Genomic DNA, 14413 nt, shown 5'->3' with positions numbered 1-14413 from the left:
GCCTGACACCATTAACTTTCTTGCAAGGCTGGCTTTCTATTTCTCATAAATCTAACGTACATCAAGAAGAAGACGATGGCGCTGATGAATCTTAGGATGGATATGATGGCCATGGATTTTTGCATGCCGGTTATTTCGAGAAGCCAAATCCCGATTTGTGGTGCGATGAAGGCAACAAAGGATAATAGAACATTATATGTTGTTATACAATACGTTCTTTTTTCCTTTGGTGATTGCTCCAAAAGCAGGTTGAACAATAGCAGCATCGTACCGGAAACAAAGAACCCGGAAGTCATTGATACAAATGTCAAATAGACTAGATTAGTAGACAAAACGGTCAAGAACGGTGCGGTTGCCATACCGACTGCCACCCAAACGAGTACTAGGGTAGTGGATTTTTGATCGGCCCATTTTTTCCATAATGGGAAGGTGAAAATTTGTACTAATTGATTGGCTACTGAGAAAATACTAATCCAAAGAATCGTAGCATGAGCATATTTTACATTATAAATATTGAATAATCCCCAGGCCATTTGCCATGAGAAGTTAAAGCAGAGGGCAGTTATTAAAAACCACTTGTATCCATTATCCTTAAAAATGGACCAGTCCATGGACGAATTCTTTTGCTGCTTAGTTGTATTCGGTTGGACTGTTTCTTTATGCTTCATTAAGAAAAAGACTTCTAATAATCCAAAAATAAAAGCGATAAGAAATAAATACTGGTAGGCAACGGCATTGTCGGTTTGATTTTTCATGATGACTCCAATGATCAACGTAGTGATCATCCCGACAATCGTTAACAGGCGGTTCCTGTCACTGAAAAACGCTCCTCTTCGGTCTTCTTTAATCATTCCACTAATCAGTGTTTGCCAGCCAATATTTGCTATCGTTCCCGGAACATTCATTAAAGCTACAATGATTAAAAATGCCCAAGCTTGATAAGCTGAGCTTATGAAAAGTACTCCAGCTAAAAGGGCAAACAAGATTCGAGCCCATAAAACAGACATGGCTACGGTCTTCTTTTGCTGCTCTAAGCGATTTAAAAGGATTGCAGCAGGAATGGTCATGATAAGTGCAACCAAGGGCGGTAGGGAGCTGATTAGCCCCACTTGATAGTTGCTTGCGCCGAGAATAGATATGGCGAAAATAGGAAAAAAGTTACTGGCAAGGTTCACAGCAATGGTCGACACCATTCCATGATAGATACTTACTTTTTCGTTGTATGTGCGCATGTCCACCCACCATTTTCATAAAAATTCTATAGTCATTATACATCAAGAATACTGCAATTTTTTTAAAAAATAATAATTTTTTAAAATAACTTTTATGCGATCGACGAAAAAAAGTAAGTTGAATTCGTAAATGTTAAACCTACTAGTTTGAAGTAGTAATGCTAATCAAGAATTGAAAAACATCGGAATTACTACAGTATTTTTACAATAGAATTAATAAATTCCTCAGATACATTTGCATTATGTTGGACCATCTGTTATAGTTAGGGAGAATTATTTTTGTTAGTCGGTAAGGATGAAAAAAGGGTATACTGCTTTTTGTCTAAAAGATCGAACTGAGCAAGGATAGTAATTTTATGTGTGCAAAGCACACAGCAGGAGGAAACACAAATGGAACAAGGTAAAGTAAAATGGTTTAATGCAGAAAAAGGTTTTGGATTCATCGAGCGCGAAGCTGGAGACGACGTATTCGTACACTTCTCTGCTATCCAAGGCGAAGGTTTCAAATCTTTAGACGAAGGTCAAGCAGTGACTTTTGAAGTAGAACAAGGTCAACGTGGACCACAAGCTACTAACGTTCGTAAAGCATAATCTAAACCACATAAATGTGAAGGAAAAGGCTCTCTCGTAGAGCCTTTTTTTAATTTCAATATAGAGAATGGAGGGGGGAGAGGATTAGCTCTTCCCCCTTTTTTATTTGTCTAAGTTGAAATATAATTAAATCACATACATAGTAGAAGGAAGTGTTAGGATGATAATTCAACGTCCGCAATTGGAACAGTCAGAGTTGACGAAATATATTCCGCCAAAAGGTGATTATGAAACGTTTCGTGATGTTGATCATTATAGAGAGAAGCTCAAGGAATGGGGTTTATCCTCGGCACGAGAGGCGAAAAAGGAATTCTGGTATAAGGACCGAAACTATCAGCGCCTTGTGACCATTAAAGGGTATGAAACTTACGGGAGCGCGTTGGATATTAATACGCTAGTGATTGAATTCCAAGACGGAAATCTCACCTGCATCCACCCGGCCTATTTAAAGGAAATGCAACAATCGAGCTTTGGAAAAGAAAGCCTGTTAACTTTTGATGAAAAGGAAACCACTGCTCCCGAAGTTGTGACAAGTGATGAAAATGACCCAATAATTGCTGAGGTCAAATCTGAACCTGTCGAAAAACCTGCCAAAAAGGAAGCAGCTAAGCCACCAAAAGCAAAGGAACCGAAACCTAAAAAGGAGAAGGCACCAAAACTCGAACTTCCGATTGATAAAGTCCATTTTACTGCAAGTGTCAAACAGTTTGCGCTCGTCTACAATCCATTTAATGAAGAAAATGATGAAGTAGTTGTCTTAGAAAATGTACAGGTCGTCCACGAGGAAAATCCACTTGAAATCGGACTGGCTTGGTGTAGTCATAGCAAGACACTCAAAAAGTTTGAGCTGGCGTTAGGGGATTCATTGGAATTCGATGGAAAAGTGGCTGCTAAGAAGCTTGGTAAAGGAAAAGATGTGGACGAAGAATTTTTGGTAGATGTGCCTGTACTATATAAAATCAATAACCCGTCAAAAATTGTAAAGAAATAGGACGCTCTCATGGAGGTCCTATTTTTATTCTATTTAGGGGAAATAAAACCTCTAACCGTGCCTCTCCCATTCTTAATAGATAATAATTTTGAAAATCATTGTTTCTCGCAACAGTACCATAATTTTTCAATGAAATGGTTAAGGTATTTCCATTTGTATTTCCATTTGAATTCGGAGCGGAGCATAAACGAGTCTTTTATCTTAAGTCAACAACATTTACTGTTCTCCGATATAATTGAGGAATATTCATCCAATATAGAGTATAATGAAGTTTCGGATTTTTATTTATCAAGGAGAACCTATCTATGAATCAAACCTTTACCTTAAAGGAAAAAACAAAGCAAATATTGATCTTGTTAATTCCTATCTTAATTACTCAGCTAGGGATGTTTTCAATGGTGTTTTTTAATACGATTATGTCAGGGAAGTTCAATTCCACTGCATTAGCCGGAGTTGCGATTGGCTCGTCGATTTGGAGTCCGATATTTACGGGGATCAGCGGGATACTCCTTGCTGTTTCACCTATTGCCGCCCAACGCTTTGGTGAAAAAAAGAGCAATGAAGTGGCATCAATTGTGAAGCATGGAATCTATCTTTCCATTATGATTGCAGCATTGGTGATCATTTGTGGATGCTTTTTGTTAGACCCGCTCCTAGATAAAATGAAACTCCCGACAGGTGTTCAAGATACTGCCTTTGATTATCTAGTTGGACTCAGCTATGGAATTCTTCCTTTATTTATTTTTAATGTGTTAAGATCCTTTATTTATGCCCTTGGAAAAACAAGGGTCATCATGATCATCATGTTATTATCATTACCTGCTAATTTCTTTTTGAACTATGTGCTCATCTTTGGAAAATTGGGTTTTCCGGAGCTTGGGGGTGCAGGGGCAGGATATGCGACATCATTCACGTATTTGGCCATTATGCTAATGACGGTCTTCATCGTCAGAACACAAGAACCTTTCTCTTCGTACCCGATTTTTGCCGATATTAAAGAGTTTTCTTGGGATAAATGTAAAGAGATATTAAAGATTGGTGTGCCGATGGGCCTTTCCACATTCTTTGAAACGAGTATGTTTGCGTTGGTCACTATTCTATTAAGTAAATTTAACGTTACTACTATTGCTGCCTACCAATCTGCCTTAAATATTGTTTCGTTTCTGTACATGATCCCGATTAGTATTTCCACGGCACTGACAGTCCTTGTCGGTTATGAAGTGGGGGCAAGGCGTTATAAAGATGCAAAGCAATACAGCTGGTTAGGCGTTTATCTGGCCATTCTTATTGCCGTTGTGACTGGGGTATTGGTAGTTATCTTTCGCTATCAAGTCGCTGGTTTTTATTCGAATGAAACGGCCGTTATTAACTTAACAGCTAATTTTCTAATTTTTGCGCTGTTTTTCCAAATTTGTGATGCCATTCAGGCGACAGCACAAGCCGCCTTAAGAGGGTATAAGGATGTTAACCTTGCCTTTATCATGTCATTAATCGCCTATTGGCTCATCTGTCTTCCATCGGGTTATCTGCTTGCCAATTACACCAGTTTGGGTGCAAGAGGATACTGGATCGGCTTAACCATCGGCCTGCTCGCAGCCGGAATAGCCCTATCCATCAGACTCATCTACATTCAAAAGCGGAAATTTGTCAGTGTAGAGAATTTTTAAAAATGATTGGCTTCCGGAATCTTCCAATGGTAAAATATAGATGATGGTATGTTTCAAATCTGCAAGTGAGGTGACCCCTTATGGGAAGGGAAGTGCACTTTAAAGAGGAAGAATTCGTACTGAAGTTAACAGGAATATTAAGCATTTTTGCATTAAAGTGGCAATTGAAAATTCCTTACAAAGCGATTAAAAATGTTCATATTGATGACTTTGACCCGCCAATGTGGATGCTTCGCATGCCCGGTACTGCCATCGCACCACTTAATATTTACGAAGGCAGTTTTAAGTTTGGTAATGAATGGTATTTCCTATCTTCTGAACATAAGGTGCCACTAGTCCATATAGAGCTTGAGAATTTCGGAAAATATAAATATGTCATTTTTGAAATTGAAAATCCAAGGGCCGTAATGATTGAATTAAGAAAGAAATTAAGAGAATTAGAAGATTGAAAAGTACTCGGAAAAAGAAAAAAATGTAATGGTTTAAGGCCATTGCATTTTTTTACGTTTGGATTTACGTTTTTTTACCAATCGCTTAACTACACAAATGCTGCCAATCAGTGCAAATAAATTTAAGGAATCTCCAAGGTTAATGGGCAAAGTGAAATTATTATTTACTCTGACATCATTTTTGTTGTTATTGGCACCCGGTTGATTATTATATTCTTTCAATTCCTTCACAAACAAGCACCCCCTATATTAAATATAATTTTATTTACAAAAAATTCCAAATTGTTATGATCGACTATTAATCTACAAAAATAATGACGCCATTCTATTAAGAATGGCGTCTGAAAAATTAATATAATTTTTTTAAGTTAAATAGTTTAGAGAACAAAGTTTGATTTTTATCAGTTACCTTTAATTCTTCCATAATCAATTTTTCTTGATTGGTTGTAATCCAATTCTGTAATTCTTGTTTATCTTTGCAAAGCGTATAATATGTTTCCCCGCCTTTACCAAGTGCGTTGACAACATATCTACAAGTGTTCGCCATAATGTCCACCTTTAAAAATGAATTATTGTTTCTTATATGGATTATATCAGGCTTATAAAAATAGTCCATCATTATTTTTTCCAAAAATCATCTAAATTTCTTCTCCATTGGTTAAAATTGAATATAATGGGAGCAACAATTAAGGATTATATAAGTATGGGAGGGAATTGAGAATGGACCACGAATTAAAAGAGATCATTAAGAAGTGTGATATTGCGATCAAACAGGAAGATTTTGATACGCTGATGAATTATTATACCGATGAAGCCATTTTGGTAGTAAAGCCAGGGATGATTGCACGGGGAAAAGGGGAAATCAAGAAAGCATTTATTGCCATAGCCAACTATTTCAATAACAGCGTTGCACCAACACAGGGTGAAATGATAATTCTAGAAGCTGGTGATACGGCGTTAGTCCTTTCCAAGACACTACTCACTTCCGATAAAAAGGATTCTGAATATTCGATGGATCGAAAGGCGACCTATGTGTTTAAGAAAAATTCACAAGGTCAATGGCATTGTGCAATCGATAACTCATATGGTACAGAATTAATCAATCAATAGATAGCACAGTCAAAAAAATAAGGAGTTGCTTACCTACCATACGTGAGGTAATCAACTCCTTTTGTTATTAGTTTTAGCACAATTGTGCCCAGATGGTCGACCTATCTTCCACGTTATTTTCAATGATGGTATAGGCAGCATTTGTAATGGCTTGTGATAGGGTTATTCCCGTTGCACGGACGTCATTAAAGCTTGCCTCAGATTCTCCATGGGTTGTAAACGTATAGCCAAATTCCTTTAATCTGTTCACGATTAGCATGGCATGGTCAAGATTTTTCTCGGGCTGAAAATCAGATTCGTGGATGAAGGTAGCCTTTTCATAATCATACCAGCGATCCCATCGATTTAACTTCCAACCTAGTATTCTACGTGCAATCGAATCAGTTTTGTTCATCGTAAATTCCCCTTTTTCCTTTTTTTTAGATTCATTTTCATGTTTGTTCGTTCTGTTATGTAACAGAATGTTGATAATAAATATATTGTATAACACATTTTGAATTTCGGCTACTATTTATTTGAATTTTTAAAAAATATTTCAAAAGGGGGAGCCGAGCTTATTTTACGCTTTACTATTATTTATAAGTAAAAAATTCAAATAATTGTAGTAAATGTTAAAATATGGGTAAATATTCATTTTCCTTTCTAATTAAAAAAGAGGTGAATAATTCACCTCGCCATCGATTCCGGATAAAGTTAGTCCTGTCTATGTGGATACATTTGCTGCCATTGCTGATGTGTACCATGTGGATGTTGGTGATGCCACTGTTGCCAAGGTACCCAAGGAAATTGTTGTTGCCACTGATGGTGAGAACCATGTGGATAGTGCTGATGCCACTGCTGCCAAGGCATATAAGGATGGTGTTGGTGCCATTGTTGCCAGTTACCCTGAGGATTGTGCTGGTGCCACTGTTCCCAAGGCATAAAAGAGGGTTGTTGACCATGCCCATGAGTCATTCATTTCACCTACTTTATAATTAATTCTAAATAGCTTATGCATAAGATGCTTTGATGGACATATTTCAACAGTATTTAGGCTGGAATTAAGCATAAAAAGATCCCTTAAATAAGGGATAAGCAATTTCTAACGCTTTTTCTTTTTTGAATTATCGACAACAAACTTACTTTTAGTAACGACCTCTATGGTAACAAGTACATGAACATTTAGTTCATCAACTCTCTTAACACTTGATACCTTCGCTTTTCGGCCTTTAATTTTTAATTCTTCACCCTCGGTTGGCAGTTTATTTAACAGTTGAGTTAATAAAACGTTATTTTTTTCAATAAAATGAACAGCAAACATTTTGGTCTCACCTATTTCTTAGGGGATGTGATACATAAAAAATGCTCATATAAAATATATGAGGTAGATTTAGACCAAATGACTAATAGAAAAAATTTTGAAAAAGAATATTACCTTAACTCCAAGGAAAATTATATAAGAACGTCACTATGGTATTAACTATTAATATATAATTATGGTGAAAATAGGTATTGAAATAACAGTAGGATGGGATAAGAAATTATGAAACAAACATTACTGGGTGCATTATTTTTATCTTTAGCTTCAAGTATCTGGGGCGGGATGTATGTTGTTAGTAAGTATGTCCTTGATTATATTCCGCCATTTACGTTAGTTTGGCAGCGCTATATCATTGCTTTTGTTTTTTTATTTGCCATTTTAAAAGCCGTTCAAAAACGTAGTGGGAAACAAGAGAAACTCAATAAAAGGGATTTGCTATAGCCTGGATTGGTTTCATTGGCTATTTTATCTCGATCGCTTTTCAATTTATCGGGACATTGTTATCAGATGCCCATACGGGATCCTTAATTACCTCGGCAACCCCGGCTTTTATCAAATAGTGGCGTCAAACCCCCTTTTCAGAAATGGGGATATAAGCAATATTTTTTTCTTTTTAACTATCAATTACGATTCCCTAGTAGTATAATAAATATATAGAACAAATGTTCCGTTAGGTAGGTGGAAAAAGAAATGGAACCCCATAAAAAGAACATGAAAGAACAGAAGAAAAAAGAAATGAAAGGAGATATTGTCATTCGGAAATTTCCGCTCCGTTTAACCGACGAGGAGAGAAGATTAGTCGATACTTTACGTAAGGAAGCCGCGAATCTGTGGAATGACTGCTTAGATCTTCATTGGTGGCTATATGATGCTTATCAGGTTTGGACAAGTGCATCTGAAAAAAAGAAATGGTACAATGCCACCACCCATAAATTACACTCGCAAACGATTCAATCGATCATTGAGCTACATGAAGAAACCTGCAAAAGAACAAGGGAGCTACGGGCAAGAGGTGAGAAACAGTGGCGTTACCCTTGGAAATACAAAAAGTTCTTTTCCGTTAAATATAAAAAGACCGCGATTACATGGTCCGATAAAAAGCTCAGGTTTAGCAATGGAAAACAACAATCCCCCTTAGTGATTCCTCAACCAAAGCACATTGATTTCCATACCATAAAAAGTGCCGAAATCGTTTGGCACAAAAATCAATACTGGATGCATCTAGCTGTGGAAGTACCAAAACAACAACAGGTTCAAGGTAAAAAGGAAGCGGGCTGTGATTTAGGGATCATTCATGCGGCCGTTTTAAGCGACGGAAAAAGTCACTTGATTATAACAGGAAGAGAGCTTAGTTCATTACAGCGCTACCGAAACAAAAGGTTGAAAGAATTTCAGCAGCTGATTAGCAGGAAAAAGCCAGGTTCAAATAGAAGGAAAAAACTCATTCTGCGTAAACGCCGTTTTTTAGAAAAACTGGAACGGAGAATGGAGTATCTATTGCATTCGACTTCGAAAATGGTCACGGATTGGTGTGTGGAAAACCAAATTAAAACACTCTATATCGGAACACCAGATGGCGTTCAAAAGAATACGAAAAAGAAAAAGAAAACCCGTAAAGAAATTCGTCAACAATTGTCTAATTGGAGTTTTGGGCAATTAATCGAAAAAATAAAATACAAACTAAAACTACGAGGAGTTAAAGTCCAACTGGAGGAAGAGTCCTATACTTCCGGCACGTGCCCGTCATGTGGTGAATTCCGCAAGCAAAGGAATCGAAACTTCGACTGTCAGTGCGGCGCGGAAGGACACCGGGATGTAGTAGGTGCCATGAATATTTTGGACAAGTCTGTCAATAAACAGATAACGAAAAATAGGGAACTACCGAAAATAGAAGATACAAAGTATCGCCGAGTCCTTTTAGCACCTATTGTCTCGCACAATAAGTCTAAAAGGGCAGTGGCGTAGAGCCTATGATTGGGCTGCGATATGTATTTTTTACTCCATGTCGCAATGAACTGGAGAAGTAGTAAGACCTGGAAGTCCCGGCTGAAAGGCGTCTTTGATGAAGGTTTAAAAAAGAATCCCCTGGATTTATCCATGGGGAGAAGTCAAATTTAGGAATAGTATCTACTGCTGGAGCTTTTTTCTATGGAATAAAGGTTTGGAGTTAATGGATGCGGGAATAGGTTCACTCTTTTTCTTTTTTCAACCTTTGGTCGGGACCTTTTTAGGATGGTTATTTTTAAAGGAGAAAATCGGAGCAAATTTTTTTATTGGAGCACTGTTAATTTTTGTTGGGGTAATCATAGTAACATTTCAAAAAAGAGAAACTGCATAGATCAAGTAATATATGAAGAGCCCACTACAAATCGAATAGTTGAATGGAAAGCCGCCATCATTGGTGGCTTTACTTTTTTTGTGAGAAGGAAAAAGAAAAGTAAAAAGTAAAATAGGAGGGGAGTTATTGAAACTAATTCTCCTATCTTACTTAACTAATATTCTTTCATTAATAATCTGTACAAAACGAACTAGATATGAATTGACGATATAATTCCCTTGGTCATTTTTCACAATAAAATATTTGTTATGATCCATCATTTCAAGTACTTCTTGTTCGACATCTTCTTGTTTTACATCTAAATCTTTTGTCATTTTTTCGGTTATTATATCGTTATCAAACGTATAGCAAATAGTAAATTCTTTCAAAACTTTTTTTCCTTTCTGTTAAAAATTATTTCTTTTCAACTTTCACTAAGCCCTTACCTAAATTATCTTTTTCAAAATAGCAGATGACCACATCATGAACCCTTATTTTGTCACTTGAAAGGATGTTCTTTGCTGAAAAAATAATATCTGTCCCGTCCTGACCTTTTCCATAATATTGATTTCCTTTTATTTTGCTAATCTTGTATTCTACCTTAGTGTAATTATTGGAACCATTGCTTTTCGTTATCGTATGGTTAACAGGAGCGGAAGCATGATCTTTAACTAATACTAATGTAATTAAAACTGATGAGAGCACCAAAAGGATGATTACTCGTTTGAACATTTTTCACAACCTCCTTCTAAGTATTTTACGAGATGAATGAGGAAAGTAAATCCATCTATTTTCCTTAGTCTTTGTACCTATTTAAGAAACTTTTGAAAAAATGGTGAATTCATCGTTTTGTCCATCGGAACATGACCGATGGACATTTTACTCAGCTCATTTATAAGGAGAAGTCTTCCTTACCTACATATACTTCAAATGTTGATCCCCATAAAAAATTTTCAAAATATAATCAGCGTCAGGGACATTCTGACTTTTAAAACCTAACAAGAATGCTTTATTGTTATAGGGCACTTCTTTAAATGAAACAGAAATATCTCCTTGTTCACCAATCATCACAACTGCGTAGGGTGCCAAGGGCTTATAATTGCAACCTAAAGAACTCGGGTTGAGATAGAGTCGCTCCTTGGACTTAAAGTGGTGAATTACATGATGGTGGCCAAAACAAACGATGTCAGCAGAAGATGTTCGGTAATGTTCATCAAGCTTCTTTTCAGATGGTTCTTTATCTAGTGGGCTAAAATCATTTTGTTCACTTAGATGGTAATGGACAAAATACAGCTTTTTATTATTGTATACCGATTCTAAAGTGACGGGAATCTCTTTCAAGAAGGGTAGAAATTTCCTGTCAAGATGGGATGCAATCCATTGATGATGTATCTTTTCACTACCCCTGCTATAAGGCTCTCTACCCGCAATAATATCCAAAATAGCTTCATCGTGGTTTCCCATCACAAAGGAAATTTCAGCACGTGAACTTAGTAGCTGAAGAACCTTGTTCGTTTCATAGCCAATACCGACCAAATCCCCTAAACAATAGGTATGCTTTATTTCTTGATCACCTTCAATATCGTCTAAAACAGCCTTTAAGGCAGAGTAATTACCATGAATATCAGTTATGATTGCTATTTTCTCGTTCATTTTAATTCTCCGTTTTTCTCATAGTTTAACTATTTGTCATCAATTACATGCAAATATTTATTACGCGGAACCTATTGAGTCTTCGCTGTCCTTCTCATCCCAACTTTAAGGATCCAGCGCAGATTCGGTGGAACGGCAAAGTAATTACTATACCTGTATCCCGAATGGTCCGGGGCCAGTATAACTGATCTATTGTCGTCACCAGCAAATTTGATCAAGCCGAACCCTTCTAACTAAATAATTTTAATTTTCGTTATGCAAGTGAACACGATCCTTGTGTATTTTTATATGATTATTTTAACATATGGTGGAAATTTTATCTAAAATGGAGCTTTCGAGTGAACTAATTTTGGATTGAATTACACATAATATAAGGGAAAGTATATCTGAAAAGGAGAGTAATATATGAAAGCACCATTTATATTAGGACTTGGTATTACCTTCTTATTATTAGTCCCACTTGGCGTTTATACAAATAACTTTCCATTCTGCGCAATTGGGCTAACTGGTGCTGGTTTGTCGTTTATTTTGTTGAGTTTAAAAGTCAATAACGACTGGAAGGGATTCAACAGGGTACAAGAATTACCATATATCGGATCATCCGTCACAAGGGTTTCTCGCCTAGGAATTTTAGGGCTTGGAGCTCTGGCATTATTCAGCGCCTCAAGCTATTGGGCAGACTCACCCGCTTACATAAAAAAAAATTACACGAAGATAGAAGGGATTCCTTCAAAAATTGTTTATGAGCAACCTGCAAAAGGTGAAATCGGTGGGCTGATTACCGTCATAATCAATAATAAACGCCTGAGCATTGCTCCAAATCCACACTACCCCATAGAAAAGAATATGGATGGGAGACGGTTTTTTATTAACTATTTGCCAAACACTGAATGGGTAATGGATTACAAAATCGAATAAAATTATAAAAAACTAGGAGGGCTGCACCTGAGTCTCCTAGTTTTTTTGTTAATTTATAACAAAATCCTAAATTGCCTGTTCTTGCACAGCTTTCTTACTTTTCTCGACAATAATCGTCCCGCCTAATAACCCGAGTAAGGAGAAAAGGACCGGAATGATAAAACCATAATGATAGCCAACACTACTTGCTGAGGAATGGAAGTGGTCTAACACTTTCCCAAAAATACTTGGCAATAGGACTGCACTTAAAAAACCACCCATATTCGCAAAGCCGGAAACAACTCCGACTTCTTTGATATCAAAGGATTTTCTAACAATGGCAAAGGTTAAGGCACTCGCTCCATTACCATAACCGGTTATAAAGAAGATAATCAGTAGAAAATAGATTGGCGGCTTTCCATTCATTAGAAGGAAGGAGGCCCAGCTTAAAAATACAAAGATGTGAACCATAATGTATGGACGCTTGATGGAGTCGATGCGGCTTGAGATCCAGCTGGTTAATGGAGCGCCAATCATTGCCCCCACAAGACCGACCATAATAAGCTGACTTGAATCTGATCGAGATAATCCATACACATGCATTCCATAGGGGACCGCCCATGAACCAATAAAGCCGACATAGGTCCCGACCGTTCCAAAGTGGCAAAAGAAAGCAGCCCAAGCTTGACGGCTGGAAAAAATACGACGCAACATAACCACCGTTTTTTCACGAGGCTTTTTCGGTTTCTTCGTGTGAGTTTGGTTCCAAACAAAAGATTTCGGTTTTTTTACAAGTACAAAATAAAGGAGGACGCTAGTGAGAATTAACATAACACCTGTTGTAAAAAAGGGAACTCTCCAGCCTGATACAGTAATCCATGCGGAAAAAGGTACAGTCGCGAGCAAAAATCCTAAACTGCCGGCCATCCCAGCTATGCCGAGTAATCCGATAAATTCTCTCACTTTAAACCATTGACTTAAGATCAGTACTAAATTTACCCAAATGGCCGCATCACCGATACCTACCAATAATCTTGCGAAAAGAAATACCACTTCATTCGAGGCTAAACTATAAAATAATGTACCTATACCATTAAGAAGTGCACCGATTACTAGAAAAAAATTAGGACCAAACCGATCCGATAAAATCCCAATGGGAATTTGTAATCCAGCATAAGCAAAAAATTGAATACTTGTTAGTAATCCAATGGTAGCGGCTGAAATGTTGAAATCCTTCATCAATTGATCGGATATTAATCCCGGTGCTGTTCTTTGACTTACAATTAATAAGTAAGTAAATAATATCGATACAAAAACGACCCATCGATACTTGCTTGTTTGTTTTTCCAATGATCTCTACTCCTGTTTGATATAATTTTCTTATTATACTATATAAAAATAAATAATGGACTTTAGAGATACTGGAGAGTCAGCCTTACAAAAATATTGGGAAATTTTTTTCCCTCTTTAGAATAGTAGTTTCGGCTTATAAATAGTATAATAAACTTATAAATTGTAGTAAGGAGACACCTGTATGAGCATAAAACCAAAAAAGTATAATTTTTTTCAACGATTTGGACGTGCTTTTAAGTTTAATATTACTAAACTTCTTCGGTCTCCTGGTGGAGCTAGAAAAGTATCATTAGGATTTGCGCTTGGACTAGGGTTGGAAATGTTAGTTCTTTCAACTGGTTCACTTATTTATATATTATTTGTTCCGATTGTTCGATTAGCGAAAGGTTCCTTACCTGCATCGATTATTGGGAATGTCATCGGAAAATTAACCTTGCTTCCAGTTATTTTATTACCGTTTGCCAAAACACTTGGGAAATTGATTTTTCCAATGAAAGTCAATTTTGGGCACAAATCGTCATTTTCTTTTCAAAAGTTAATTCACGGTGATTTTCATAGTTTAGTCAGTGTCCTCCATGGAGGGTTCCATACTTTAATAGGAATGACCATTTTCGGGATGATTCTAGGCACATGCTCTTACTTTATTGTCTACCATTTTTATGAAAAAGAAAAAGCGAAAAGACTAAAAAGACGACGCAATAAACATGAGCTGCCTCTCAAATCAGTAAAACAGAACTATATATAATTGACCACGGAAAGAAAACGTCTTCATAAAGTTCATTTGAACTTGAGGAAGGTGTTTTCTTTTTTTTAGGATAATTGTACATATTAATAGGGGAGGTGAAAATTTTTG

The 14413-nt window shown here is 36.8% G+C and carries 18 protein-coding genes and 2 pseudogenes; 11 read left to right on the top strand and 9 right to left on the bottom strand.

All coding sequences use genetic code 11. The features are described 5' to 3' along the window. Positions 1 to 11 precede the first annotated feature (11 nt). Positions 12 to 1232, bottom strand: coding sequence for an MFS transporter (locus BDR01S_RS10335; protein WP_066253747.1), 1221 nt, complete (start codon positions 1230 to 1232; stop codon positions 12 to 14). A 390-nt stretch (positions 1233 to 1622) separates the two neighbouring features. On the opposite strand from BDR01S_RS10335, the gene BDR01S_RS10330 reads away from it, so the two are divergent. The 4 genes from BDR01S_RS10330 (at position 1623) to BDR01S_RS10315 (ending at position 4930) form a co-directional block, all read left to right on the top strand. After that, a complete protein-coding gene (locus BDR01S_RS10330; RefSeq protein WP_066253749.1) occupies positions 1623 to 1823 on the top strand; it encodes a cold-shock protein in 201 nt (66 codons plus the stop codon). 160 nt (positions 1824 to 1983) lie between these two features. Beyond that, positions 1984 to 2814: a hypothetical protein gene (locus BDR01S_RS10325; protein ID WP_066253752.1), complete on the top strand. Its 831-nt coding sequence runs from the start codon at positions 1984 to 1986 to the stop codon at positions 2812 to 2814. A 305-nt stretch (positions 2815 to 3119) separates the two neighbouring features. Beyond that, positions 3120 to 4481: an MATE family efflux transporter gene (locus BDR01S_RS10320; RefSeq protein WP_066253754.1), complete on the top strand. Its 1362-nt coding sequence runs from the start codon at positions 3120 to 3122 to the stop codon at positions 4479 to 4481. Positions 4482 to 4561: 80 nt separating this feature from the next. Further along, positions 4562 to 4930, top strand: coding sequence for a hypothetical protein (locus BDR01S_RS10315; protein ID WP_066253757.1), 369 nt, complete (start codon positions 4562 to 4564; stop codon positions 4928 to 4930). Positions 4931 to 4963: 33 nt separating this feature from the next. Here the strand turns inward: BDR01S_RS10315 and BDR01S_RS10310 are convergent, their stop codons facing one another. Both BDR01S_RS10310 and BDR01S_RS10305 read right to left on the bottom strand, forming a co-directional pair. After that, positions 4964 to 5161: a hypothetical protein gene (locus BDR01S_RS10310; protein WP_066253759.1), complete on the bottom strand. Its 198-nt coding sequence runs from the start codon at positions 5159 to 5161 to the stop codon at positions 4964 to 4966. Positions 5162 to 5279: 118 nt separating this feature from the next. Then, positions 5280 to 5477, bottom strand: a complete 198-nt coding sequence (locus BDR01S_RS10305; protein WP_066253763.1) for a hypothetical protein — start codon at positions 5475 to 5477, stop codon at positions 5280 to 5282. A gap of 173 nt (positions 5478 to 5650) precedes the next feature. Here BDR01S_RS10305 and BDR01S_RS10300 point away from each other — a divergent pair, with 173 nt between their 5' ends. Continuing rightward, positions 5651 to 6040 (top strand): YybH family protein, encoded by a 390-nt coding sequence (locus tag BDR01S_RS10300; protein ID WP_066253767.1) that lies wholly within the window; start codon positions 5651 to 5653, stop codon positions 6038 to 6040. A gap of 73 nt (positions 6041 to 6113) precedes the next feature. Here BDR01S_RS10300 and BDR01S_RS10295 read toward each other — a convergent pair whose 3' ends face one another. Then, positions 6114 to 6434: a BC1872 family protein gene (locus BDR01S_RS10295; RefSeq protein WP_066253770.1), complete on the bottom strand. Its 321-nt coding sequence runs from the start codon at positions 6432 to 6434 to the stop codon at positions 6114 to 6116. 313 nt (positions 6435 to 6747) lie between these two features. Between BDR01S_RS10295 and BDR01S_RS25320 the strand changes: the two genes are divergently transcribed. Continuing rightward, positions 6748 to 6963 carry a hypothetical protein gene (locus BDR01S_RS25320; protein ID WP_066253773.1) on the top strand — a complete coding sequence of 72 codons (216 nt, stop codon included), beginning with the start codon at positions 6748 to 6750 and terminating at the stop codon, positions 6961 to 6963. Between the two features lie 158 nt (positions 6964 to 7121). On the opposite strand, the gene BDR01S_RS10285 is transcribed toward BDR01S_RS25320, so the two are convergent. Further along, positions 7122 to 7340 carry a hypothetical protein gene (locus BDR01S_RS10285; RefSeq protein WP_066253775.1) on the bottom strand — a complete coding sequence of 73 codons (219 nt, stop codon included), beginning with the start codon at positions 7338 to 7340 and terminating at the stop codon, positions 7122 to 7124. Positions 7341 to 7562: 222 nt separating this feature from the next. Between BDR01S_RS10285 and BDR01S_RS10280 the strand changes: the two are divergent. From BDR01S_RS10280 to BDR01S_RS24870, 3 genes and pseudogenes are all read left to right on the top strand, one after another. Continuing rightward, positions 7563 to 7894, top strand: a pseudogene (locus BDR01S_RS10280) (EamA family transporter); the annotation flags it as partial. Between the two features lie 136 nt (positions 7895 to 8030). Next, the gene (locus tag BDR01S_RS10275) at positions 8031 to 9305 is read left to right on the top strand and encodes an RNA-guided endonuclease InsQ/TnpB family protein (protein ID WP_066253777.1); all 1275 of its coding nucleotides are present in this window, start codon (positions 8031 to 8033) and stop codon (positions 9303 to 9305) included. A gap of 149 nt (positions 9306 to 9454) precedes the next feature. Further along, positions 9455 to 9678: pseudogene (locus BDR01S_RS24870) on the top strand (EamA family transporter); the annotation flags it as partial. A 146-nt stretch (positions 9679 to 9824) separates the two neighbouring features. Here the strand turns inward: BDR01S_RS24870 and BDR01S_RS10270 are convergent. The 3 genes from BDR01S_RS10270 to BDR01S_RS10260 form a co-directional block, all read right to left on the bottom strand. Continuing rightward, entirely contained in the window at positions 9825 to 10046 is a 222-nt protein-coding gene (locus BDR01S_RS10270; RefSeq protein ID WP_066253780.1) for a hypothetical protein, read from the bottom strand. 25 nt (positions 10047 to 10071) lie between these two features. Beyond that, on the bottom strand, positions 10072 to 10389 hold the full coding sequence (locus tag BDR01S_RS10265; protein ID WP_066253783.1) for a hypothetical protein: 318 nt from the start codon (positions 10387 to 10389) through the stop codon (positions 10072 to 10074). A 183-nt stretch (positions 10390 to 10572) separates the two neighbouring features. Further along, the gene (locus BDR01S_RS10260; RefSeq protein WP_066253785.1) at positions 10573 to 11310 is read right to left on the bottom strand and encodes a metallophosphoesterase family protein; all 738 of its coding nucleotides are present in this window, start codon (positions 11308 to 11310) and stop codon (positions 10573 to 10575) included. A gap of 405 nt (positions 11311 to 11715) precedes the next feature. Here BDR01S_RS10260 and BDR01S_RS10255 point away from each other — a divergent pair, with 405 nt between their 5' ends. Then, positions 11716 to 12228 carry a hypothetical protein gene (locus BDR01S_RS10255; RefSeq protein WP_066253788.1) on the top strand — a complete coding sequence of 171 codons (513 nt, stop codon included), beginning with the start codon at positions 11716 to 11718 and terminating at the stop codon, positions 12226 to 12228. 66 nt (positions 12229 to 12294) lie between these two features. Here the strand turns inward: BDR01S_RS10255 and BDR01S_RS10250 are convergent, their stop codons facing one another. Next, positions 12295 to 13557, bottom strand: a complete 1263-nt coding sequence (locus BDR01S_RS10250; RefSeq protein WP_066253791.1) for an MFS transporter — start codon at positions 13555 to 13557, stop codon at positions 12295 to 12297. Between the two features lie 184 nt (positions 13558 to 13741). Between BDR01S_RS10250 and BDR01S_RS10245 the strand changes: the two genes are divergently transcribed. Beyond that, entirely contained in the window at positions 13742 to 14305 is a 564-nt protein-coding gene (locus BDR01S_RS10245) for a DUF2062 domain-containing protein (RefSeq protein WP_066253794.1), read from the top strand. The last annotated feature ends 108 nt before the right edge of the window (positions 14306 to 14413 follow it).

This window comes from Neobacillus drentensis NBRC 102427 (assembly GCF_001591445.1).
Taxonomy (GTDB): Bacteria; Bacillota; Bacilli; order Bacillales; family Cytobacillaceae; genus Neobacillus; species Neobacillus drentensis.
Note: the sequence above shows the minus strand (reverse complement) of the source record. Positions and strands in the feature narration are given on the sequence as shown.

What these genes read in the sequence shown, in the direction of transcription:
- BDR01S_RS10285 (WP_066253775.1), bottom strand. Translation starts at nt 7,340, where the DNA reads ATGTTTGCTGTTCATTTTATTGAAAAAAATAACGTTTTATTAACTCAA.
- BDR01S_RS10265 (WP_066253783.1), bottom strand. Translation starts at nt 10,389, where the DNA reads ATGTTCAAACGAGTAATCATCCTTTTGGTGCTCTCATCAGTTTTAATT.
- BDR01S_RS10255 (WP_066253788.1), top strand. Translation starts at nt 11,716, where the DNA reads ATGAAAGCACCATTTATATTAGGACTTGGTATTACCTTCTTATTATTA.
- BDR01S_RS10325 (WP_066253752.1), top strand. Translation starts at nt 1,984, where the DNA reads ATGATAATTCAACGTCCGCAATTGGAACAGTCAGAGTTGACGAAATAT.
- BDR01S_RS10315 (WP_066253757.1), top strand. Translation starts at nt 4,562, where the DNA reads ATGGGAAGGGAAGTGCACTTTAAAGAGGAAGAATTCGTACTGAAGTTA.
- BDR01S_RS10335 (WP_066253747.1), bottom strand. Translation starts at nt 1,232, where the DNA reads ATGCGCACATACAACGAAAAAGTAAGTATCTATCATGGAATGGTGTCG.
- BDR01S_RS10275 (WP_066253777.1), top strand. Translation starts at nt 8,031, where the DNA reads ATGGAACCCCATAAAAAGAACATGAAAGAACAGAAGAAAAAAGAAATG.
- BDR01S_RS10330 (WP_066253749.1), top strand. Translation starts at nt 1,623, where the DNA reads ATGGAACAAGGTAAAGTAAAATGGTTTAATGCAGAAAAAGGTTTTGGA.
- BDR01S_RS10295 (WP_066253770.1), bottom strand. Translation starts at nt 6,434, where the DNA reads ATGAACAAAACTGATTCGATTGCACGTAGAATACTAGGTTGGAAGTTA.
- BDR01S_RS10245 (WP_066253794.1), top strand. Translation starts at nt 13,742, where the DNA reads ATGAGCATAAAACCAAAAAAGTATAATTTTTTTCAACGATTTGGACGT.
- BDR01S_RS10260 (WP_066253785.1), bottom strand. Translation starts at nt 11,310, where the DNA reads ATGAACGAGAAAATAGCAATCATAACTGATATTCATGGTAATTACTCT.
- BDR01S_RS10300 (WP_066253767.1), top strand. Translation starts at nt 5,651, where the DNA reads ATGGACCACGAATTAAAAGAGATCATTAAGAAGTGTGATATTGCGATC.
- BDR01S_RS10320 (WP_066253754.1), top strand. Translation starts at nt 3,120, where the DNA reads ATGAATCAAACCTTTACCTTAAAGGAAAAAACAAAGCAAATATTGATC.
- BDR01S_RS10305 (WP_066253763.1), bottom strand. Translation starts at nt 5,477, where the DNA reads ATGGCGAACACTTGTAGATATGTTGTCAACGCACTTGGTAAAGGCGGG.